This window comes from Gordonia sp. NPDC003424 (assembly GCF_053588655.1).
The window spans coordinates 147,375-169,083 of the sequence record NZ_JBSFQJ010000005.1; the positions used below are offsets into that span (position 1 = coordinate 147,375).

A 21,709-nucleotide genomic window follows, 5' to 3' on the forward strand; every position below is an offset into this window, starting at 1 on the left:
TTAAGACACTAAACGCACGTTTAACCGAGGTCAAGGACCATGCTGCAATCGCCGCGGACCAGAACCCAGGCCGGGGTGGCCGAGGCCACAACCCTAGAATTGCCTGCATGAGTGACACCGCCACCGCTCCGATCACCATCCCCGCCGACCTCCTGCCGTCGGACGGCCGCTTCGGCTGCGGTCCGTCCAAGGTGCGCCCCGAACAACTGCAGTCGCTCGTCGACACCGGCGCCTCCGTGTTCGGCACCAGCCATCGGCAGGCGCCGGTCAAGAACGTCGTCGGCTCGATCCGCGCCGGCCTGTCCGATCTGTTCGCCCTGCCCGACGGTTACGAGGTCGTCCTGTCCAACGGCGGCACCACCGCCTTTTGGGACGCCGCCGCCTTCGGCCTCATCCAGCGCCGCTCGCTGCACCTGACCTACGGCGAGTTCAGCTCCAAGTTCGCCACCGTCGCCAAGAAGGCGCCGTTCCTCGATTCGCCTGCGGTGATCTCCACCGATCCGGGTACCGCGCCCGATCCCGCCGCGCTGACCGCCGACGATTTCGGCGGGATCGACCTCATCGGCTGGGCCCACAACGAGACCTCGACGGGTGTGGCCGTCCCCGTCACGCGGCCGGCCGGCTCCGACGACGCCCTGGTCGCCATCGACGCCACCTCGGGCGCCGGCGGCCTGCCGGTCAACGTCGCCGACACCGACGTCTACTACTTCGCACCGCAGAAGTGCTTCGCCTCCGACGGTGGGATCTGGATCGCCCTGATGAGCCCGAAGGCGCTCGAGCGCATCGACCAGATCGCGCACACCGACCGCTGGTGCCCCGAGTTCCTGTCGCTGCCGACCGCCGTCGACAACAGCAGCAAGAACCAGACCTACAACACGCCCGCCGTCGCGTCGCTGCTGCTGCTCGACAACCAGATCCAGTGGATGCTCGGCAACGGAGGCCTCGATTGGTGCGTCTCCCGCACCGCGGACTCCAGCTCGCGCCTCTACGAGTGGGCCGAGGCCAGCGAGTTCGCGACGCCGTTCGTCGACGACCCGACCTTGCGCAGCCAGGTCGTCGGCACGATCGACTTCGACGAGGACGTCGACGCCGCGGCCGTCGCCAAGACCCTGCGCGCCAACGGTGTCGTCGACACCGAGCCCTACCGCAAGCTCGGCCGCAACCAGCTGCGGATCGGCATGTTCCCGGCGATCGATCCCGAGGACATCAGCCGCCTGACGCAGTGCATCGACTTCGTTGTCGAGAAGCTCTGAACCACGCGAACACCACGTGTAGCCTGAGTCCCACGGGCACCATCCGCCACACCCGTGCTGATCTGCGGTTTTACCGCGTGTCTCGCGGGCTGTGGTCGTACCTGTGGTCTAGCCTGACCCCAATGCCCGCACCCACGGTCACTGGAGGAGGAGCAGATGCGTGAACTACGCGTCGTCGGCGTTGAGGCCGACGGCTCCCATGTCATCTGCCGTGATACCGAGTCAGGTGAGAAGTACCGCATCGCCGCCGACGAGCGCCTGCGCGCCGCGGCCCGCGGTGACATCTCACGGATGGGGCAGATCGAGATCGAGATGGAAAGCTCGCTACGCCCACGAGAGATCCAGGCCCGCATCCGCGCGGGTGCCACCGTCGCGGAGGTCGCCACGCACGCCGGGGTGACCGTCGATCGCATCGAACGCTTCGCCCACCCCGTGCTCCTCGAGCGTGCGCGTGCCGCCGAACTGGCCGCGACGTCGCACCCGATCCGCGAGGACGGCCCGGCGGTCGCCACACTCGGCGAAGTCGTCGCCGATGCGATGACCGCCCTCGGACAGTCCCAGAACGAGATCGAATGGGACGCCTGGAAGGGCGATGACGGGCACTGGGTGGTGCAGGTCAGTTGGCATGTGGGCCATACCGACAACCACGCGCACTGGCGGTACGCGCCGGGTTCACATGGCGGCACGGCCGATCCGCTCGACGACCTCGCCGACGAGTTGACCCATCCCGAGACCATCACGCCGCGTCGTCGACTGACGCCGGTCGCCACCCCCGACCTGACCGCACCAACCGAGGCAGCCCCGGCGTCCGGGCCCGAGGCGCACGACGAAGTCACCATCGACGCCAACCGTCTCATCGACGCGCAACGCACCCGGCACGATCCGTCGCCCCCGACCCATGACGAATACGGCACGGTCGCACTCGACTTCGGCGCCGACGAAACAACCTGGACCGCACCACATTCGGATACTCCACGCACGCCGGGCAATGTGACGGAACTCCCCGAGAGTCCCGAGCCGCCCGCACCCGCGGCCGACGACAGCGCGGATCAACACGCCGACGAGCACAGTGACGAAGCGGCAAAACCGCGACGCCGCAACGGTAAGCCGGCACTTCCGGCCTGGGAGGACGTCCTTCTCGGCGTCCGTAGCAACGGGCACAGCTGACAGTGTCGGCACGCGCGGTCACCGTCTGGTTCATCGACGACGACGATCCGATCGGCTTCCTCGGCGGTGAACTCACCAACGATGTCGACGCCGCACAACACATGGTGAGCACGCTGTACGGGGATCGGGTGCTGGTGCCCGCGCTCGACACCGACCTCGCCACCGCCGCCGCGGCACAGGACTCGCATGTGTACGCGGGGTCGTATGGCCCCCTGGCCGTGGTGTCATGTTCACTGTTTGCCACCACGACGCCGTCGAGCCTGACCCGGACGATCGGTTCGATGCGGCAAAGCGCTGCTGCGACATTGCTTTTCACCGACCCGGAAGACTCCGTGGGCGCGTTCGCGAGGTGGGAGAACGGCGTGCTGCGGCGGTCGTTCGCGGCCGATCCGGTGCAGATCTTCGAAGACGTGGGCTTGCCGTATCCATTCGAGCGGCCGTTCTGGGCGGGTGAGCACCCGCTCCGGTACGCGCCGGGGGTAGCACCCGATCCCATGGCGCTGCCGTTCCATCCACAGCACATCGCCGAACAATCCAACCGTGAGTGGGTTGGATTCCGGTTCACCCACCCGCTGGCCGAGACCGACCTCGACCCGGCGCGGATCCCGGTCACGGGCTTCGCCCTTCGCGCGGCCGATTATGTGCCGGGGGAAGAGGATCGGGCTCGCTACGAGGGCGACGACAGCGAACCGCCCGACGACGCGCCGCAGGGTAAGCGCCGCAACCCGCTGGCGCGCTACTTCGGATTCTGAACTCACCGGGCCGCCGCAGGCGACCAGCGTGGGCTGGGATGAGTCGCAACCCTTTTCGCTGATCGAGTAAGGCTCCGAGCGCAGCGAGGCGCCGCCCCCCTCCGCTGATCGAGTAAGACTCCGAGCGCAGCGAGGCGCCGCCTCTTCGCTGATCGAGTAAGGCTCCGAGCGCAGCGAGGCGCCCCATCGAGATCACCCCCACCGTCGAACGGGCGGTTTCGACCAGCCTCGGGCTCGCCGCCCCTTCGCTGATCGAGTAAGGCTCCGAGCGCAGCGAGGCGCCGCATCGAGATCACCCCCATCGTCGAACGGGCGGTTTCGACCAGCGTCGGGCTCGCCGCCCCTTCGCTGATCGAGTAAGGCTCCGAGCGCAGCGAGGCGCCCCCTCTTCGCTGATCGAGTAAGGCTCCGAGCGCAGCGAGGCGCTTCATCGAGATCACCCGCCGCACAGTCATTTCCGACGCACCCCTCCGAAGGCTCCGACGCTCGCTCGACCAGCAAAGGAACAGCGACTCGTCGCCGCCCGCGCGGGAAAGCCCCCTACCGCCCGAGCGCCAACAGCGCGATCGACGACCCGAGCCCGGCGAGCAGCCCGATGACCGATCCCCAGACGATCCAGCGCCACACCGGACGGTCACGCAGGTCCCACAGTGTCCAGCCCAACCCGATACACACCACGGCGGCCGCGATGACGCCCAGCCAGTGCTCGACGCCGCCGATCAACTCGTAGACGCCTACCAGAACGAAGGTCCAGAACAGCGCGAACACCGCGGTGACGAACAACCCCAGCGCCCACGGAGTGGGTTCGCGCGCATGTGCATCGTCGTCGGCGAAGGGCACGAGCTGCCTCGAATCCACACGATCGGGCGGGGTCACTCCCCTATCGTGCCTGATCGGGAGCGTTCGTAGAAGGCGATCGCCGCAGCGGTCGCGACGTTGAGCGAGTCGGTCCCGCGGCTCATCGGGATGCGTGCTCGGACATGACTCGCCCGCATCGCGGTCTCGGTCAGTCCCGGCCCCTCGGCTCCCACCAGGAACGCCACCTTCTCCGCGTCGACCGCGTCGGCCAGCGGCACCGACTCCTCACCCGGCGTCATCGAGATGAGCCGAAAATCGTTGTCGCCCAGAATGGTGAGGTCTCGCGGCCAGTCGGTGAAGTGGGCGAACGGCACCAGCAGCGCGTGGCCCATCGAGACGCGGACGCATCGTCGGTAGAGCGGGTCGGCGCAGCCGGCCCCGAAGAACACGGCGTCGACGCCCAGTCCGGCCGCATTGCGGAAGATGCTACCGATGTTCTCGTGATCGTTGACGCCCTCGAGGACGGCGATGGTGCGTGCACCGACGACGACGTCGGCGACCTCCAGAGGCGACGGCCGTCGAGCCGCGCCCAGAACACCACGGTTGAGGTGGAATCCGACGACCTCGGCCATCACCTCGGCGGTGGCCCGATAGAACGGCACCCCGTCGACCGACGGGTCGGCGAGGTCGTCGGCGAGTTCACCGAGGCGTTTGTCGACGCCGAGGAACGCGTGCGGCGCGAATCGGGAGGCGATCATCCGCTGGGCGACGAGTACGCCCTCGGCGATCACCAGCGCCTTGCCCACCCGGCCGCCAGTCAGCGCGGGCAGGTCGGGACGCCGGTCGACGGAATTGAGGTCGCGGAAGTCGTCGACGCGCGGGTCGTCGGGATCGTCGATGTCGACGACCTCGACTCGCAGGTTGGCCACCCGAACAGTCTGCCAACCACCGACTGTGCAACGGTTGACGGGTGACCACCTCGCAGAGCACGCATTCGTCGCTCACCGTCTCGACCGCCACGGACGCCGACTGGGACGACATCTTCGCCACCGACGCCCGGGCGTTCCTGATGACGAATCCGCTGTCCCCCGAGGAACGGGCGGATCTGCGTGGCAAGGTCGACGACGCCGATGTCGTTCTCGTGCGCGACGAGGCCGGCCTGATCCCCCGCACGCTGGTCGGCGTCTCGATGTTCTACCGGATGCGAATGACGCTGCCGGGCGGCGCAGCCGCCGACGCGGCGGGTTTGTCGTGGGTGTCGGTGGCCGCGACCCATCGTCGTCGGGGCATCCTGCGGACGATGATCACCGAACTGTTCGACCGCTGGGAGGCCGAAGGGCAGACGTTCGCGATCCTCACCGCGAGCGAGGCGACCATTTACGAGCGCTATGGATTCGGACCGGCCTGCTTCGCGCGGGATGTGTCGGTGGATCTGGCCGCCGCCAAGATGCGGGCGCGCCCCGAGCCTGGGTTTTCGCCGGTCAATTTCGCGACCGCGGACGAGATCGCCCGCCGCGTGCCGGACTTGCACCAACGATGGGTCGCGACACGGCCGGGCGCGCTGAGCCGGACGGCAGCCTGGTGGGACCCGATCCTGGCCGACCGCCCGTCACAGCGTCCTCCGCACAGCAGCGGTCGGCACTATCTTCTGCATCGCGACGGATACGCGGCGTACCGGATCGACCAATCGACGGACCCGACACGCGGGATTGTCGAGGAGGTCGTCGCGATCACCGACGAGGCGCACACCGACCTGTGGCGGGTTCTCGTCGGCGTGGACCTGCTGCCGACCATGACCGCCGCGATCCCGTTCGACGATCCGCTGCGCTACAAGCTGTCCGATCATCGCGCCGTCTCCGTGACCGGCATCAGCGACAAGATGTGGCTCCGGGTGATCGACATTCCTCGCGCACTCGGGATGCGGCACTACGCCGCGGATTTCGACGGGGTCGTCGAGGTGACCGACGACTACCGGGGTCGTGGCGGGGTCTTCGATGTGTCGATCCGCAACGGCGGCGCGATCGTCGCACCGAGCACCGGCACGGCGACGGTCCGGATGGACGTCTCGGTGCTCGGATCGATCTACCTGGGCGGCGTGCCCGCGCGGATGTTCGCGTCCGCCGGCCGTCTGTGGACCGACTCGGCCGAGACGTTGCGCGCGCTCGACATGGCGTTCACCACCGACGCCGCACCGTTCGCGGGCACGTTCTTCTAGCTACCTGCGGCGGTTGAGCCGATACCCAGCGCCAAGCAAGACCCGCTGGTTGAGCCGCTCCTGCGCGCCAAGCTACCCACCGCTGGTTGAGCCGATGCGGAGCGCTCCAGCGGAGCATCGAGTCGAAACCTACCTCCGGTCGTCACCACCGTTGATGATCTTCTGCATGATCGGCACGCAGGCCGCCAAGGTCTCACGTTCCTGCGGGGTGAGCTCGGCGAGCCGGTCGCTGAGCCACTCCTCGCGGGCGTCGAGCTCCGCAGTGATGACATCGCTGCCGCGGGGCGCGAGCGTCACGATTGCCTGTCGCCCATCGGTGGGATGCGGTTCCCGCGACACCATGCCGAGATCCGACAACGATGCGATGACGCGCGTCATCGATGGCGGCTGCACCCGTTCGGCGTTGGCCAGGGCGCCGGGGGTCATCGGGCCTTCGTGATGCAGGGTGGACATCGCGGACAGTTGTGTGAGCGAGACGACCTTACTCAGGCGTCGTCCGCGTAAACGCCTGGCCATCCGGACGATGGCCAGGGAGAGGTCACCCGAGAGGGTGACCTCCGATACTTCCGGGAGAGCGAGATCTGAGACTGCGGAGTTCACCTTGCTAAGGGTAATTCACTTGTGGGTATTTGCAATGTATAAATCGCAGATTTGCGACTTCGAGTCGACTGCTGTCGCGTCCGTCACTCCAGTGACGGAATCGGCGCCACAAACACACCCAGTTGCACCGATCAGCCGATGAGGTCGGAGATCGGGCCGCGCGCGAAGTAGGCGATGAAGACGGCGGCCACGATCCACAGCAGTGGATGCACGGTCTTGGCCTTGCCGGCGGCGGTGGCCATCACCACCCAACTGATGAATCCGACCCCGATGCCGTTGGCGATCGAATATGTGAACGGCATGGTCACGATGGTCAGGAAGGTCGGCAGGGCGATGGCGAACTGCGTGAAGTCGATCGAGCGGACCTGGGCGATCATCAAGGCACCGACCACCACGAGCGCCGGCGCGACGGCCTCTTGCGGCACCACGCTGTAGAGCGGGGTCAGGAACATCGCGACCAGGAACAGCACACCGGTGACGACGTTGGCCAGGCCGGTGCGCGCACCCTCGGCGATACCCGACGCCGACTCGACGAAAACGGTGTTCGACGACGACGACGCGACGCCACCGGCGATGGCGCCGGTGCCCTCCACGACGAGCGCCTTGCCGATTCCCGGCAAATTGCCGTTCTCATCGGCCAATCCGGCCTCCTTGCCGAGGCCGGTCATCGTGCCCATCGCGTCGAAGAAGTTGGACAGCACGAGGGTGAACACGAACACCGATGCCGCCAGCACCCCGATGCGGGTGAAGGCGCCGAACAGATCGACGTCGCCGACCAGGCTCAGGTTGGGGACACTCCCGAAGCTGTCCGGGATGGCCGGGACCGACAGGCTCCAGCCGTGCGGGTTCTTGACGCTCGAACCGAGCTCGAGGATCGACTCGAGAATGATCGACACGACCGTGGTGATCACGATGCCGATCAACAGGCCGCCCGGCACCTTGCGCACCACCAGGACTCCCATCAGGAGGATGCCGAGCACGAAGATGAGGGTGGGCACGGTGGCGATGGAGTTGTCGATGCCGAGTTGCACCGGGACGGTCGTGCCGGCGGCATCGGGGACGCGCCTGACGAAGCCGGAGTCGACGAATCCGATGAACGCGATGAAGCAGCCGATACCGGCGGCGATGGCCGCCTTCAGTTCCGCGGGCACGGCATTGAACACCGCCGTCCGGAACCCGGTCACCGCGAGCAGCACGATGATGATGCCGTCGATGACCACCAGCCCCATCGCCTCCGGCCAGGTGACCTCCGGCGCGATCGTCACGGCCAGCAGGCTGTTGATGCCCAGACCGGTGGCAATCGCGAACGGATAGTTGGCCACCAGGCCGAAGATGATCGACATGACGCCCGCGACGAGCGCGGTCACCGCGGCCACCTGGGCGATCGGCAGCACGTTGCCGAGCACGTCGGTGTTCTTGTCGCCGCCGGGGATGCCGCCGATGATGATCGGGTTCAGCACGACGATGTAGGCCATCGTGAAGAACGTGACCAGTCCCCCGCGGAACTCGCGGTTCAGCGTCGAACCGCGGGCGCTGACCTTGAAGAAGCGATCAAGCGGCCCGGAGGGTGTTGTAGGCAGCCGTCCGACGTCCGTCGGAGTGCTTCCGCTTGCCGTTGCCGCGTTTTCGGTTGCCGTCGGAGTACTGCCGGTTGCGGTCGGCGGTGGGGACGCCGAGTTCGTTGAGGCTGAGGGCGTTGCCGATGACTCTGTGGGCTCGCTCGACGAATCGGTGGGCACAGTCGAAAGTTACTCTGTACCCATGTCCGACGCACCCGACATCCCCGAACTGCCGCGCGTGTTGCGCGCCCCCGAACCGGTGATCGTCGTCGGGATGGCCGCGTGGCTGCTGGCGGCCATCGTCGTGTGGGTGACCGGCTGGGGTGGGGACCGCACGCTGGCCGTCTGCCTCGTCGGACTGGCGGTCGGAGTGCTGGGCACCACTGTTTTCCTGATCCAGCGTGCCGCGGTGAGGCGCGGCGATCGCACCGCGCAGCGCGGGTTGGACTGAGCTCGGACCCCGTTCTCGTTCTTCACACACGGTTTATCCCGTCAACACACGGGATCTCGTGTGTTGACGGGGCAAACCGTGTGTGGACCGTCAGGCAATCCGTTCGAAGATCGCCGTGAGCCCCTGTCCCCCACCGATACACATGGTCTCCAAGCCGTAGCGCGCCTGGCGACGGTCGAGTTCGCGGAGCAGAGTCGCCAGGATGCGCACACCGGTGGCGCCCACGGGATGGCCGAGGGAGATGCCCGATCCGTTGACGTTGGTGCGGTCGAAATCTGTTGCGCCGAAATCCCATTCGCGGGTCACGGCCAGCGCCTGCGCGGCGAACGCCTCGTTGAGTTCGATGAGGTCGATGTCGGCGAGGTCGAGCCCGGCCCGGGCCAGGGCCTTGGCTGTGGACGGCACGGGCCCGATGCCCATCTGCTCGGGCGGGACGCCGGCGACCGCCCAGGTGACCAGACGTGCCAGTGGACGCAGGCCCAGCGTGTCGGCCTGGGCTCGGGTGGTCACCAGGCAGGCTGCCGCGCCGTCGTTCTGGCCGCTCGCGTTGCCGGCGGTCACCGTGGCGTCCGGGTCGTCGCGGCCCATGATCGGGCGCAGCCGGGCGAGGGATTCCAGGGTGGTGTCGGCGCGGGGATGTTCGTCGCGATCAAGGACGACCGGATCGCCCTTGCGTTGCGGGACGGAGACCGGAACGATCTCGTCGAGAAACCGCTTCTCATCGATCGCGGAGACCGCACGACGATGCGACTCGACGGCCAGCTCGTCCTGCTCGCGACGCGAGATGCCGTAGATTCGGCGCAGGTTCTCGGCGGTTTCCAGCATCCCGCCCGGGATCGGATGGTTGCGGCCGCCGGCGGTGACCCGACCGCGGGCCAGCCGATCGTGTAGCGCCGCGGGCGCACCCTTGGCGCCCCAGCGCATGGATTCGGTGTAATACTCGGCGCGGCTCATGGATTCGGCGCCGCCGGCGATCACGATGTCGGCCACCCCGGTCTGGATGCGCATGGCGGCATCGAGGACCGCCTGCAACCCGGACCCGCAGCGACGATCGAGTTGCAGCCCGGGCACGGTCACCGGCAAACCGGCGTCGAGGGCCGCCACGCGTCCGATGGCCGGGGCCTCACCGTTGGGATAGCACTGGCCGAAGATGACGTCGTCGACCGTCTCCGGGTCGATTCCGGTGCGCGACAGCAACTCTGAGATCACCCGGGCCGCCAGGTCGGCGGCCGGGATGTCGATGAACATGCCACCGTACCGGCCCACGGGGGTGCGGAGCGGTTCGCAGATCACGACATCGGTCGCGGTGGTCGGTTCAGCCATGGCGATGGTCTCTTTCCTGATCGGTCCACGCGTCGGCCCAGTCGCGCAGGACGGCGGCACGGATCTTGTTGCCGTTTCCGCCCACCGTGGTGGGCATCTTCTCGATGATATGGATCGCGGCGGGCACCTTGAACGCGGCCAGCCGGTCGCGGCACCAGCTCTTGAGTGACGCCGCGTCGAGGCCGTCGGGTGCGTCGGCGGCAAGCACGACGAAGCCGATCGCCTCGGTGTGCCCGCCGGCGCCGGTTTGCCCGACGACCTTGGCGGTCTGTACGCCACGGTGTTCGGCCAGCCGGTGTTCGATCTCGGCAGGGTCGACGAGAAATCCCCGCAGCCGCAACACATCACCCATACGGCACACGTAGATGTAGCCGCCGTCGCCGGTGGCGATGCCGAGGTCGCCGCTGCGGAACCAGCCGTCGTCGGTGAACGACCGCGCGGCTGCATCGGGGTCACCGAGATAGGCGTCGACGACGGTGGGTCCACGGAACTGCAACTCTCCCTGCTCGCCGTCGGGGACCTCCCGATCATCGAAGGGGTCGCGGATCCGGACCTCGATGGCCCGGCTGACGGGGCGGCCGCCCCCGCGCCGGCGCACTTCTTCGGGGTCGTCGGCGGCCCACACCAGGGCGAGCGCGAAGATCTCCGACGAGCCGAACACACCGGTGGTATGCGTACCGAATTCGTCGCGCACCCAGCGGGCGATGTCCTGGGAGCGGCCGAGGAAGTCGGCAATACCCAACCAGCGCCACGAGTTCAACGGGATACGGTCGCCCTCGTGCCAGGTGTCGTGCAGCCGGCCGAACAGATCGTCGCCGCCGACGGCATGGGTGACGCCGAGTTCGGCCATGCGTGCCAACGTCCCGGCGGGATCGAACACCGGTTCCATCAGGAGCGCCCCGCCCCCGGCGAGCACGGCGTACGCGGCGCTGAAACCGAAGACGCCCGAGACCGGGAGAACGCACAACGCGACATCGCCGTCGGCGACGCCCATGACGGCGGCATCCGCGCGCGCATGATTCACCACAGCCGAATCACGATGTGCGGCAAGCTTCGGAATGCCGGTCGAGCCGGAGGTGGTGAACGCGACAGCGATCGGATCGGCCGGGTCGCCGGTGTGGCCGGCCGGAGTGAGGACGGCGGTCAGCGGTGTCGTCGGCACCTGCGCCGAGCGCGTGTCGCCGCTCCCGGCGGCCCAGGCGCCGGCGCCGAGATCGAAGAGCGCAGGGTCCGCGTGCGGCCCGGTCGGGCCGCCGACAACGGCGATCGCCGGTGCGGGAACACCGGACTGCTCGTGGGCGTCGCTCAGCATGTCAAAGAGCTTGAGGCCGTGGAAGTCCGGGGCCACGGCCACCACTGCGGGCCGCGCGGCGGTGAGGATGTGTGCAACTTCGCCGATGTTGTAGCGGGTGTTGACCCCGATGACGTGGGCGCCCACCGCTGCCGCAGCGAATTGCCAGGCGATCGCGTCGGACCAGTTGGGCAGCAACACGGCGAGGCATTGGCCCTCGCGGATCCCGATGGCGTCGAGTTCGGTCCGCAACGCATCGACGCGGCCGCGGAGGTCGCGGCGGGAGACGGTGTGCACGCGTCCGTCGGTGACGTCGTAGACGGCCGGTGCGGTCGGGTTGGCGGCAGCGAGGTCGTCGAGCAGTCCGGTCAGTGCCGAGGTGGTGGTGGTGCTCACGCGGTCACCTGGGTGCGGCCGGGGTCGCGACGGCGGATCCCAGGTCGGCCAGCCACGTTGCGGCGAGTTCGGCGAAGCCCTCGATCTCTTCCATCGGGTAGTGCCCGATCCCGGGCAGCGCGGTGAATCTCGCGCGATTCGGGGCCATCGAATTAACCTGTGCGGCAAGGTGTTCCACAGAACTGCTTGCGATCCACGGGTCATCCGTGCCGCAGACGAGGTGCAGCGGACAGGTCAGGGCATCGAGACGGTCTCGAACGTCGTGGCGGCCCCAGCCGATGAGATCCGACGAGGAGATCTCGGGGTCTTCGCGCCGGTGCATCAGCGCGATCCGATGGGCGGCGGCCCGGGACAGCGATCGCCCGACCGAGGCGAGCGTGCCCAGGTAAGTGCGTTCCGCCCGCGACGGGCCGGCGACGTCTTCGAGTTCCCGTTGCAGCCCGGACACATTCACGCGCCCGGGTGCGGCCTCGGCTTCCATGGCGATGGCCCCGGCCAGTGGGAAGTCGGGGCGGGTCGCCAGTTCGAGGGTCAGTTTGCCGCCGATGGAGCAACCGATCACCATCGGGCGGTGGACGTCGAGCTCGCGGAGCAGCTCCACCAGCCAGTCGCCGTATACGCCGAGATCGGTCACCGGTCCGTCCGGGGCGGGCTCGGAGCGGCCGTGACCCGGGAGGTCCGGCACCACAACGCGATAGCCATGGCCGGCGAGGTCGGCAGCGACGTGCCGCCATTGCACCCCACTCTGTCCCGCGGTATGGATGCACAGCACGGTCGGCAACGTGTCCGCCGCGGAATACGTGTCGGGCGTGACGATCTCGACGAATCCGAGGATCCCGCCGATGGTGAGGTAGCGTGCCTCGATCATGCTCGGGCCTCCCGGGCGATCCGGCGGGCATGCCCGATGATGATGTTCAGCGGTTTGGTGAGCCGTACATACTCGTAACCGTCTCCGGTGGAGGAGAATTCGCCGCCGATGGCGCGACGCATGAATTCGTCGTGGTCGCTGAATACCAGTTCGATCCACAGATTCTCGGGGGCGACAAAGGTGAAGGTCGCGCCGTGTGGCACACGTCGGGTGACGTCGATGATGCGTCCGCGGTAGATGCGCAGGTGCACTTCCCTGTCGCCGCAACGCAGTCCGATGGTGCCGTCCCAGGTGCTCAACGACGACCCGAAGGCCGGATCGCCCTCCAGGCTGGTGCGCAACAGCTCCCCCCACGCGGGTGTGCAGAAGTCGAGGGCGGCCTCGGTGTCTCTCGACACATCCAGATGCCATGTCTCCGTGCCATCTTCGCGTACGGTGTCGGTCTCGTCGAGCAATCGGACGGAGCGGGAGACGGCGCCGTCGGCGATCCGGGTGATCACCGACTCGACGCGGACCGAGTCGAGCAACCGAACCGGATGCGTTGCCGTCCAATGCACGGTGGTGCGCGTGGCGGCGGGCACGGGCGGTAGGGCGAGCTCGGCGAAGGCCCGCCCGATCAGTGCCGACTCCGACGGCAGACATAGCCCCGAGACCTCGAGGCGCTGCGCGGCGAGTTGCGCGGGCACGTCGGTGCGGTCGCCGACGCGGACGTGAATCGTGTCGGTACTCACGCGGCTCCGGCCTTACCGAGCAGTTCGTCGGAGATGATGCGCATCTGGATCTCGCTGGTCCCCTCGAAGATCTTGGTGAGTCGCGCGTCGCGCCAATGCCGTTCGACCTGGAAGTCGGTCGTGTAGCCGGCGCCGCCGTGAATCTGGATGGCCTCGCTGGTGACCCGTTCGGCCATCTCGGTGGCCACGAGTTTGCACATCGACGCCTCCAGTGAGCAGCGGCGGCCGGTGTCGATGTCGGTGGCGACCGAGTACATCAGCTGGCGGGCGGCCTCGATGTCGGCGGCCATGGTGGCGATCTTGAACCTCAGGTGCTGGAAGTCGGCGATCTCATGGCCGAACTGCCGGCGTGTGTGCACGTAGGCGATGGAGTCCTCGAGCGCGGCACGGGCCAGTCCGATGGCGCGGGCCGCGGTGTGCGCACGGCCGACCTCGAGGCCGCTGACCGCGAGGTAGAAGCCCCTGTCCTGTTCGCCGAGCATCCGGTCGGCCGGGATCCGAAAGTTGTCGAACGCCAGTTCCCAGGTGTGCCAACCGAAGTAGCCGATCTTGCGGACCTTCGTACCCGAGATGCCCGCGGGGAACGATCCGCGTTCCTTCTCGACGAGGAAGGCGCTGATACCACGGTGCGGCTTGTCCGGGTCCTTGTTGGGGTCGGTCCGTGCGAACAGCACGAGGTAGTCGGCTTCGTCGGCGTAGGTGCACCACATCTTGGTGCCGTTGACGACCCAGTCGTCGCCGTCGCGGGTGGCACGACAGGAGATGTTGGCCACGTCGGAGCCGGCCTCGGCTTCTGAGAGGGCGTAGGCGCCGAGGTATTCGCCACGCGCCACGCGCGGCAGCAGGTCGGCTTCCTGTTCCGGAGTGAAGCCGCCGCCCATGCCGTTGCCGCGGGCCAGCAGCCCCGAGACGCTCATCCACGCGCGGGAGAGTTCCTCGGCGACCAGGCAATACTCGAAGACACCGAGACCGAGCCCGCCGTGCACCTCGGGGATCATGATGCCGAAGAAGCCCACCTCGGCCATGGCCTTCTTGAGCGTGTCCGGGATCGTGCCCTGCACCGGATCGAGTTCGTTGGCCACCGGCAGCACCTGGGTCATCGCGAACTCGCGGGCGAGGTCGCGGATCGCGAGGCGTTCGGAGGTGAGGTAGCGGGGGCTGTCGTCACGCGGTTGCGACGGGCGGTGGGTCATCGGTGAGCTCCTGGCAGAACCGGCGAATCGGGGAAGTCACGCCCCGATCTTCATTAACAAGCGTTCACCCAGTACAACACTTCCGTGTCGCGACGTCAACGGCCGCGGCGTGGGTCGTCGCGGTATCCGACCAGGTTGAGTGCGTATCTCCCGTAGTCCTCGGCGACCTCCTGCGCGGTCAGCGGGCCGTCGGGGCGAAACCAGAGCGGGATACCCGAGCACATGGTCAGGACCGCGGTGACCGCCTGATGTACCCGCGGTATGACGAATAACCCCTGTTCGACACCCTCCTCGGCGATGTCGACGAAGAGCTGCTCCTGGGCGTCGCGGGACCCGACGACGCGCTTGCGGTCGACGTCACCCAGGTAGCGCAGTTCGGTGTTGGCGACCAGACATTCCCTCGGATTGCGCGCGGCGAACAGTGCGTGGGCCGTCACCGCGGCCTCCCATCGTCGTGCCGGATCGACCCCGACCTTGCGCAATGCGGTCCGGGTTGCGGTGAACTGCGCGTCACTGGCCGCACGCAGGATCTCCACGAGCAACTCCGACTTGGAGTCGAAGTGGTTGTAGACGTTGGCGGCGCTGCAACCGGCACGATTACCGATGGTCCGAACCGTCGCGCCGTGAAATCCGGACACGTAGAACTCGTCGAGTGCGGCGTCGATGATGCGTTCCCGAATGCCGGGTGCGTCGGCAGGCGACCGGGTGTTCATAGGTTCAGACGGTAGCGTCCCTGAGCGCGACCAGCGGTGTTGCCCGCGAAATTGACGTTGACCGCGAGGTCGACGAGTCGCTATGGTCACCTTCATATGAACGATCGTTAATATGTACGGAGGATGATTCATGTCCACCCCGCCCGATATCCCTCTCTTGGATCGGCTGACCCGCCTCGAAGATCTCGAGGCGATCCGCTCGCTCGATGCCCGGTACTGCCGCCACCTCGACGACGGGAACTGGGATGCCCTGATGGATCTGTTCACCGACGACGGTGAGTTCGACGGCCTGGCGCATCCGCGCGGCAAGGCCGAGATGCGCGAGTTCTTCGCCGGCCTCGCCGATACCGGCCTCACCTCGTTCTGGCACTTCATCACGAACCTCGATATCGAACTGGGCGACGACCGAGCCGTCGTGCGGTCGTTTCTCTGGCAGCCCTGTGTCACCGACGGCGTGGCCTCGATCGCTGCCGGCCGCTACACCGACGAAGTGGTCAAGGTCGACGGCCGGTGGCGCTACCGGGTCAAGCAGGTCCGCTTCCACTTCTTCGGACCCCTCGAGAAGGGTTGGGACGAGAACCTTTTCGCGGTCGAGTCCGCACGTGCGGCGGCGGTGCGGCCGTAACCGAGGGTGGCCCACCGCAATCACTCCCTGCTCGGCCGAGCTCAACCCTGCCGGAGGTCGCCGAGACGCGACGGCCGCAGCGGCGAACGAACTGGCCGACGGACTGGCCGCCGCATCGGCCGGAGACGAGGTCTCCTCAGCCGTGCGGCCCAGAAGTATTGGCACGCACCACCCACGCCGCAACCTCGGTGCGGTTGGTGAAACCGAGTTTGGTGAGGATGCTGCGGACATGGGCTTCGACGGTCCGCTCGGACAGGAACAGGCGGCCGGCGATCTCCCGGTTCGACAACCCGTCCGCAACCAGCGTGGCAACCTCGTTCTCCCGCTTCGACAAGTTGTTCGTGACGACTCGATCGGCGTGGATCGTCGACAACAGAACGGTCGCGCTGTGCAGGTGCCCGGGGAGATCGAGGCGGCGGCATTCGTCGGCGGCGCTCTGCACGAGGTCGACGGCGCGCTCGAGGTCACCGGCCGCGCGGCGGTCGGCCAGCACAGTGGCCAGCCCCAGACGGCTCAGCGCCACATAGGGTCTCGATCCGAGGTGGCTGTTCATGGTGATCGCCTGCTCGTACAACTCGACGGCCTCGTCGGGGCGCCCCGCGGTTCGGGCCAGGTCGCCCAGCACCCGGGCGAAGGCGCCGAGACTCGCAACTCCACCGGCCGGACCATAGTCGTCGCGAAGCTGCACGACCTGCGACAGGACCGCCTCGGCCGTTTCCGCATCGTCCAATATCACTGCGACATAACCGATCTGAACGAGCAATGGAGTCCATCGGGGCCCGCCGCCACCGGTCTGCGGGAGGTGGCGAAACTCCTCGAATGCCTCACGGGCCTCGTCGCGCTCGCCGGCGATCGCGAGCATCAACGGCAGGAAGACGCGGACGAGCCGGATCTGCGGCGCCACGCGGATCATCCGCCGTGTCGCCTCGAGATCGTCCACCTGTCCCCGCAGAATGCACACCTGGGCGGTGAACGCATCCGAGATCCCGCGCAGCGAAACGTCATCGATCGCTTCCGCGAGCGCCGCCGCCGCCGCATTGTGACCGCGCGCTGCCGCGATGTCCCCACGCACCAATGCCAGCGCGGCCCGCACCCGCTGCGCGTGCCACTGCGCAAGCGGCAGGTGACGGCGCGTCGCCACCCGGTCGAGTTCGGTCAGCTCACGCTCGACGAGCACGAGGTTGCCCGTCCCGAAACCCGCATCGGCCATCCAGATATGCCCCCACATCGTCGCCAGCGGTCGCGTCGATCGGTCAGCGATGTCGATTGCCCTGCGCGCAAGCATTTCTCGTTCGGTTTCATGCCCCCCACCCGCCAAACAGAGATGCCGGGCCGCGATGGCGTCGAGCAACGCATCTGGGTCTGTGCCCCGTTCGGCGTACTCGAGCGCGGACGCCGACAACGAGGTCGACGTCGGGCCGTCCTCCCGTTCTGCCGCGGCCATCGCCCGCTGTGCCAGCAGCCGGGCACGCGTGGCGTGATCCGACTCGGGCACCATGGCGAGCGCTCGGCGACACAGGTCGTCGACGACGCCGACGACCTCCGGTGAGCCGATACCGTTGACGACCAGCGCCGCGTCGGCCGTCGCGGCGGGGTCGGCGGCCAACTCCCCCAAATCTGCTGCGCTGCAACAATGGTCGAGGCTGAGCGCGATGCGCCCGGCGGCGAACTCGGCACGCGCCGTGTCGACCAGAAGTCGTCGTCGACAACCGTCGCGGTCGTCCGGCGTGACCGACAGTGCGATGGCCCGGAAATCCGCGGCCTCGTCGTAGGCGTGCGCCGACCATGCGATGTCCGCGGCGCGGCGCGCCCACTCGGCACACTGCTCGCCATGCGCGGCGTCACCCGCACTGCGCCAATGTGTTGCGATCATGCCCGCGACCTCGTCGGTGTCATCACGGTCGCAGAGCGCGCGCGCAGCCGCGGCGTGCATCGACCGACGTTCCACCTCGCCGATCTCACCGTAGACCGCGTCGCGGACGAGCGCGTGGGTGAATGCGAGAGTCCCAGGTGCCGAACGGAGTATGCCCCCGAGGGCGGCTTCCTCGAACACGCTCGCGATATCGTCGGGAGCGCGATCCAGCATTCGGGCGACCAGCGTCGGGTCGAGATGTTCGCCGAGTACCGCTGCAGCGGTGAGCACCTCGTGGGTGCCGGGGTCGAGGGAGTCCAGCAGCCCGCGTGTCATCTGCCGCACGTGGGCGCCCGAGGAAAGATCGGGGATCGTCGAAATGTCGCCGGCCCGGATCGACTCGAGCACCAGCCGCACCAGCAGCGGGTTACCGTCGGTCCCGTCGTGGACCCGGGAGACGAGTTCGTCGGGCACCGCGTCGGGACCGATCACCTCGTCGAGCCAGCGGCGCACCTCGGCGCGACTCAACCCGGCCAGGGGCAGAGACAACGCTCCCGGGGCACGCGGCAGTTCCGACAGGAGTTGTGCCGCCTTCTCGGTAGCGCTTGTGCCGGCCGGGTCACGGATGCTCGCGAGCACCAGCACCCGAGCACCGGCGAGATCGGCGACGACGTGTTGCAGCATCAGCAGGGAGGTCCGGTCGGCCCAGTGCAGGTCTTCGAGGACGACGACGAGCCCCTGGGGCGCGGCGTCGTCGCGCAACGCGTCCGCGGCAGCCTCGAAGAATTCGAACCGGGATGCGGCCGCCGACGCGCGTCCGGTGTGCCCATCGAGCACCGACCGCAGACCGGGAAGGTCGCGGGCCGCCCGCCGCCAGGGCCACAACGCCGGCATCCCGTCATCGTCGACGGCACGCCCGCGGACGACCGGAATGGCGAGATCGTCCGCGATGCCCACCACCGCCTCGGCCAGCCGCGTCTTCCCGATACCGGCAGGTCCGGAGATCACCGCAATGCGCCCGCGGCCCTGTCCGGCCGCGAGAAGGGCGCCGCGAAGTTGCGCAACCTCCTGCGCACGACCGACGAACGGTGCCTCCACGTAGAAAGTATGACGTCGATTTAGGTACTCGACTACGTGCCGCCACTGATTCGCCCGAGGCGTCTGCCGACACAGACTTGACACGCACCATCACTCATCCCGCCGGAACGGTGCCCGGCCACCCCGAGGAGCGACATCATGTACATCCAACTCACCACCTTCACCGGCCCGCGCACCCGTGAGCAGGTCGCTGCGTCCGAGTTCGCCGAGAAGCATCGGATCGCACCGGCGGCGATGTCCGTACCGGGCGTGCGCACGGCGTACGTGTGCCGGGGAGAGGACGGCTCCGAGGTCGTCGTCTCACTCGCGGACACCGAGGAGGCGCTGCTCGCGGCGTCGAAGGCCATCATGGCGACCGAGCTGCTGCCCGGCGAGGACCCGGCACTGCTGGCCGAAGGACCCGACCGTGTCGAGATCTTCCCGGTCGCAGCCGTGTACGAGCCGACGAGTGCCACGGCGTCCGCGTAGCCGCGTGGACACCACACGAATCACCCTGCCCCCGCGGATCTCGCTGGGGGCAGGGTGATTCATAGCTGCGCCGGCATCGGCTACCTACGGTTGACCAATCTTTGTGTCGAGTGGGCGACCATTGCCCCCGGTCAGCCCTCCCCACCGGCCTCAAACGGCTCGTCGATTCGCTCCACCTGCGGTTGTTCTCGGAGTTCGGTGACCGCGGTCTCGATTGCCGCACGATGGAACCCGATTTCGGCCCGGCGACGAGGTTTGCGGTGACAACCCGGCGTTACGGGGGCGGCTTCGCCGCTACTTGTCGTCCCGAGTACGGCGATAGATGTCGCAATTTCGCGTCCCCGGTTACCGCACTTGCCACCGGCGGCTGAGCCAACACGTTGGCCGAGCCGCGCCACGTCTTGGCCCGTGGTGCAGTACGGCTACTTCCGCGATGCGACATGGACTGATGTGCGGATCTCACCGACTGCGACCGATGGCCTGCGCCGAAGAGCGGGCACCTTTGACAACGGGTCGGCATGAAGACAGATGAAGAAGGTGCTGCGCAAGATCGGGGCGGTCAATCGGTCCGAAGCGATCTCGCTGTATCTCGAGCACAGCTGACGACCGCAATCAGCGCACCGCCGCAGGCTTTCCACCGGTCACCGCGTCGGGCACCAGCTCACCGGCGACGATCTCGTCGCGCACCTTGAACTTCTGGATCTTGCCGGATGGCGTCATCGGGAACTGCTCGGCGAAGAACCACAACGCGGGCACTTTGTGTGCCGAAATCCGTTCGCGGCACCACTCTTTGAGCTGCTGCGGATCGGGACGCACGGCCGGGTCCGCGGGCCGGATGACCGCCGCGACCTGTTCACCCCAGTACTCGTCGGGAATGCCGAGGACGATGACGTCGGCGATGGCCGGATGACCGAAAAGCAGTTCCTCGATCTCCCGGGGATACAGGTTCACACCACCGCGGATGATCATCTCCTTGAGGCGGCCGGTGATCTTGAGGAAGCCACGCTCGTCCATGGTGGCCAGGTCGCCCATGTGTAGCCACCCGTCGGCGTCGATGGTGGCCGCGGTCGCCTCCGGCATGTCGTAATAGGCGAGCATGTTCTGATAACCGCGGCAACAGATCTCGCCCTGCTCCCCGATCGCCACCACATCACCGGTGACGGGATCGACCAGGCGCACCTCGAGTTCGGGCAGCGGCTGACCGACGGTGGTGGCCTGGTCCTCGTGAGTGTCGGTGACCTTGGTCTGGCTGATGACACCGTGCATTTCCGTCTGCCCGAACAAGATCGAGAAGTCGCAGTTCCATTCGCTGGTGACTCGCGCGACCAATGCTTCCGGCACCGCGGCCGCGCCGGACATGACGGTCTGGATACTCGAGAGGTCGCGGGTCACCGCATCGGGGTGATCGAGCAGTGCCAGCAGCATGGTGGGCACCAGCAATCCATGGGTGCCACGGTAGGTCTCGTAGGCCTCCAGGACCGCCGCCGGATCGAATCCCGGTAGCACCACATAGGTTCCGTGCGCCGCGAACGTACCCAGCTCGGTAACCGCCCCGCCGCCGATGTGATACATCGGCATCGCGTTGATGCACACACCACCGTCCTGCATGCCGGCGCGTTCGAAGACGAAGGTCGCCTCGTTCACGATGCCCTTATGATGCAGCAGTGCACCTTTCGGGAATCCGGTGGTGCCCGAGGTGTATTGGATCTGCACCGGGTCGGTTGGCGCGATCTCAGGGAGTTCGGTGTCCGGGTTGGCCCGTCCGGCGAACTCCGACCACTGGTCATTGGGGATCGAGACCCGCACCGAGGGCACCGCGCCGGCCGCCGTCGCGACGATCGCGCCGAGATCGGCACCGCGGTACTCGGCCTGATAGAGAATTCCAGACGCCTGGGATTGGCGCAGCACGTATTCCAGCTCGTCGGATCGGTAGGCCGGATTGGCGGCGACGACGATCATTCCCGCCATCGCGATGGCCTGCTGCAGGATCACCCAATCGGCGCTGTTGGGCGCGAAGATCGCGATCCGATCCCCTGGCGCAAACTCCGCCAGCAACGCCCGCGCGTACCGCTCGACGTCGTCGACCAACTCGGTATAGGTCCATTCACGGCGCGCCTCGATATCGGGCACGGCGTCGACCAGCGCAACACGGTCGGGATTGGTCTGCGCACCCTCGCGAATAAGCTGCGGCAGGGTGATGTCTCGGACACCGGAGCTGGCGACGGCGGGCCAGTGGGAGGTGGTGAGTGCCATGGGATTCGGTTCCAATCGCAATATGGGCTGTCATGGTCTGAGCGTGGCTACCGCACGGTAGTGGCTTACCTCACATCTTAAACGGTCGGACCATTGGTCCGCA

At 67.6% G+C, this 21,709-nt stretch carries 19 protein-coding genes; 7 read left to right on the forward strand and 12 right to left on the reverse strand.

Translation table 11 applies throughout. The features are described 5' to 3' along the window. Window positions 1–107 precede the first annotated feature (107 nt). The 3 genes from serC to ACWDTI_RS09775 all read left to right on the forward strand — a co-directional run bounded on the left by serC (window position 108) and on the right by ACWDTI_RS09775 (window position 3,172). Window positions 108–1,253 (forward strand): phosphoserine transaminase, encoded by a 1,146-nt coding sequence (gene serC, locus ACWDTI_RS09765; protein ID WP_449737871.1) that lies wholly within the window; start codon window positions 108–110, stop codon window positions 1,251–1,253. 156 nt (window positions 1,254–1,409) lie between these two features. Then, complete coding sequence (sepH, locus tag ACWDTI_RS09770) at window positions 1,410–2,420, forward strand: septation protein SepH (protein WP_449737872.1); 1,011 nt, start codon at window positions 1,410–1,412, stop codon at window positions 2,418–2,420. A 2-nt stretch (window positions 2,421–2,422) separates the two neighbouring features. After that, window positions 2,423–3,172 carry a DUF6928 family protein gene (locus ACWDTI_RS09775; protein WP_449737873.1) on the forward strand — a complete coding sequence of 250 codons (750 nt, stop codon included), beginning with the start codon at window positions 2,423–2,425 and terminating at the stop codon, window positions 3,170–3,172. 540 nt (window positions 3,173–3,712) lie between these two features. On the opposite strand, the gene ACWDTI_RS09780 is transcribed toward ACWDTI_RS09775, so the two are convergent. After that, complete coding sequence (locus ACWDTI_RS09780) at window positions 3,713–4,012, reverse strand: DUF2537 domain-containing protein (protein WP_449738046.1); 300 nt, start codon at window positions 4,010–4,012, stop codon at window positions 3,713–3,715. Window positions 4,013–4,044: 32 nt separating this feature from the next. Next, window positions 4,045–4,899 (reverse strand): TrmH family RNA methyltransferase, encoded by an 855-nt coding sequence (locus tag ACWDTI_RS09785; protein WP_449737874.1) that lies wholly within the window; start codon window positions 4,897–4,899, stop codon window positions 4,045–4,047. A 41-nt stretch (window positions 4,900–4,940) separates the two neighbouring features. Here ACWDTI_RS09785 and ACWDTI_RS09790 point away from each other — a divergent pair, with 41 nt between their 5' ends. Next, window positions 4,941–6,185 (forward strand): GNAT family N-acetyltransferase, encoded by a 1,245-nt coding sequence (locus ACWDTI_RS09790; RefSeq protein ID WP_449737875.1) that lies wholly within the window; start codon window positions 4,941–4,943, stop codon window positions 6,183–6,185. 129 nt (window positions 6,186–6,314) lie between these two features. On the opposite strand, the gene ACWDTI_RS09795 is transcribed toward ACWDTI_RS09790, so the two are convergent. Together ACWDTI_RS09795 and ACWDTI_RS09800 are read right to left on the reverse strand one after the other, a co-directional pair. After that, complete coding sequence (locus ACWDTI_RS09795; protein WP_449738047.1) at window positions 6,315–6,701, reverse strand: MarR family transcriptional regulator; 387 nt, start codon at window positions 6,699–6,701, stop codon at window positions 6,315–6,317. A gap of 215 nt (window positions 6,702–6,916) precedes the next feature. After that, entirely contained in the window at window positions 6,917–8,524 is a 1,608-nt protein-coding gene (locus tag ACWDTI_RS09800) for a solute carrier family 23 protein (protein ID WP_449737876.1), read from the reverse strand. 22 nt (window positions 8,525–8,546) lie between these two features. Between ACWDTI_RS09800 and ACWDTI_RS09805 the strand changes: the two genes are divergently transcribed. Next, complete coding sequence (locus tag ACWDTI_RS09805; protein WP_449737877.1) at window positions 8,547–8,795, forward strand: DUF2530 domain-containing protein; 249 nt, start codon at window positions 8,547–8,549, stop codon at window positions 8,793–8,795. A 90-nt stretch (window positions 8,796–8,885) separates the two neighbouring features. On the opposite strand, the gene ACWDTI_RS09810 is transcribed toward ACWDTI_RS09805, so the two are convergent. The 6 genes from ACWDTI_RS09810 to ACWDTI_RS09835 all read right to left on the reverse strand — a co-directional run bounded on the left by ACWDTI_RS09810 (window position 8,886) and on the right by ACWDTI_RS09835 (window position 15,310). Next, the gene (locus ACWDTI_RS09810) at window positions 8,886–10,118 is read right to left on the reverse strand and encodes an acetyl-CoA C-acetyltransferase (protein WP_449737878.1); all 1,233 of its coding nucleotides are present in this window, start codon (window positions 10,116–10,118) and stop codon (window positions 8,886–8,888) included. Then, on the reverse strand, window positions 10,111–11,805 hold the full coding sequence (locus ACWDTI_RS09815; RefSeq protein WP_449737879.1) for an AMP-binding protein: 1,695 nt from the start codon (window positions 11,803–11,805) through the stop codon (window positions 10,111–10,113). Before ACWDTI_RS09815 ends, ACWDTI_RS09810 begins: the two co-directional genes overlap by 8 nt. A gap of 4 nt (window positions 11,806–11,809) precedes the next feature. Further along, window positions 11,810–12,673 carry an alpha/beta fold hydrolase gene (locus ACWDTI_RS09820; RefSeq protein ID WP_449737880.1) on the reverse strand — a complete coding sequence of 288 codons (864 nt, stop codon included), beginning with the start codon at window positions 12,671–12,673 and terminating at the stop codon, window positions 11,810–11,812. After that, entirely contained in the window at window positions 12,670–13,404 is a 735-nt protein-coding gene (locus ACWDTI_RS09825) for a hypothetical protein (RefSeq protein ID WP_449737881.1), read from the reverse strand. Before ACWDTI_RS09825 ends, ACWDTI_RS09820 begins: the two co-directional genes overlap by 4 nt. Continuing rightward, on the reverse strand, window positions 13,401–14,597 hold the full coding sequence (locus ACWDTI_RS09830) for an acyl-CoA dehydrogenase family protein (RefSeq protein WP_449737882.1): 1,197 nt from the start codon (window positions 14,595–14,597) through the stop codon (window positions 13,401–13,403). Before ACWDTI_RS09830 ends, ACWDTI_RS09825 begins: the two co-directional genes overlap by 4 nt. A 95-nt stretch (window positions 14,598–14,692) precedes the next feature. Continuing rightward, window positions 14,693–15,310, reverse strand: coding sequence for a TetR/AcrR family transcriptional regulator (locus ACWDTI_RS09835; protein WP_449737883.1), 618 nt, complete (start codon window positions 15,308–15,310; stop codon window positions 14,693–14,695). Window positions 15,311–15,440: 130 nt separating this feature from the next. On the opposite strand from ACWDTI_RS09835, the gene ACWDTI_RS09840 reads away from it, so the two are divergent. Next, on the forward strand, window positions 15,441–15,935 hold the full coding sequence (locus ACWDTI_RS09840; RefSeq protein WP_449737884.1) for a nuclear transport factor 2 family protein: 495 nt from the start codon (window positions 15,441–15,443) through the stop codon (window positions 15,933–15,935). Window positions 15,936–16,071: 136 nt separating this feature from the next. Here ACWDTI_RS09840 and ACWDTI_RS09845 read toward each other — a convergent pair whose 3' ends face one another. Further along, window positions 16,072–18,885, reverse strand: coding sequence for an ATP-binding protein (locus ACWDTI_RS09845; RefSeq protein WP_449737885.1), 2,814 nt, complete (start codon window positions 18,883–18,885; stop codon window positions 16,072–16,074). A gap of 138 nt (window positions 18,886–19,023) precedes the next feature. Here ACWDTI_RS09845 and ACWDTI_RS09850 point away from each other — a divergent pair, with 138 nt between their 5' ends. Continuing rightward, the gene (locus ACWDTI_RS09850) at window positions 19,024–19,353 is read left to right on the forward strand and encodes a hypothetical protein (RefSeq protein ID WP_449737886.1); all 330 of its coding nucleotides are present in this window, start codon (window positions 19,024–19,026) and stop codon (window positions 19,351–19,353) included. A gap of 612 nt (window positions 19,354–19,965) precedes the next feature. On the opposite strand, the gene ACWDTI_RS09855 is transcribed toward ACWDTI_RS09850, so the two are convergent. Continuing rightward, entirely contained in the window at window positions 19,966–21,606 is a 1,641-nt protein-coding gene (locus tag ACWDTI_RS09855; protein ID WP_449737887.1) for an AMP-binding protein, read from the reverse strand. Window positions 21,607–21,709: the final 103 nt, after the last annotated feature.

Bases quoted from the DNA above. Each gene is read 5' to 3' on its own strand.
- serC (WP_449737871.1), top strand. From the start codon at position 108: ATGAGTGACACCGCCACCGCTCCGATCACCATCCCCGCCGACCTCCTG.
- sepH (WP_449737872.1), top strand. From the start codon at position 1,410: ATGCGTGAACTACGCGTCGTCGGCGTTGAGGCCGACGGCTCCCATGTC.
- ACWDTI_RS09795 (WP_449738047.1), bottom strand. From the start codon at position 6,701: ATGGCCAGGCGTTTACGCGGACGACGCCTGAGTAAGGTCGTCTCGCTC.
- ACWDTI_RS09805 (WP_449737877.1), top strand. From the start codon at position 8,547: ATGTCCGACGCACCCGACATCCCCGAACTGCCGCGCGTGTTGCGCGCC.
- ACWDTI_RS09810 (WP_449737878.1), bottom strand. From the start codon at position 10,118: ATGGCTGAACCGACCACCGCGACCGATGTCGTGATCTGCGAACCGCTC.
- ACWDTI_RS09820 (WP_449737880.1), bottom strand. From the start codon at position 12,673: ATGATCGAGGCACGCTACCTCACCATCGGCGGGATCCTCGGATTCGTC.
- ACWDTI_RS09830 (WP_449737882.1), bottom strand. From the start codon at position 14,597: ATGACCCACCGCCCGTCGCAACCGCGTGACGACAGCCCCCGCTACCTC.
- ACWDTI_RS09835 (WP_449737883.1), bottom strand. From the start codon at position 15,310: ATGAACACCCGGTCGCCTGCCGACGCACCCGGCATTCGGGAACGCATC.
- ACWDTI_RS09840 (WP_449737884.1), top strand. From the start codon at position 15,441: ATGTCCACCCCGCCCGATATCCCTCTCTTGGATCGGCTGACCCGCCTC.
- ACWDTI_RS09850 (WP_449737886.1), top strand. From the start codon at position 19,024: ATGTACATCCAACTCACCACCTTCACCGGCCCGCGCACCCGTGAGCAG.
- ACWDTI_RS09855 (WP_449737887.1), bottom strand. From the start codon at position 21,606: ATGGCACTCACCACCTCCCACTGGCCCGCCGTCGCCAGCTCCGGTGTC.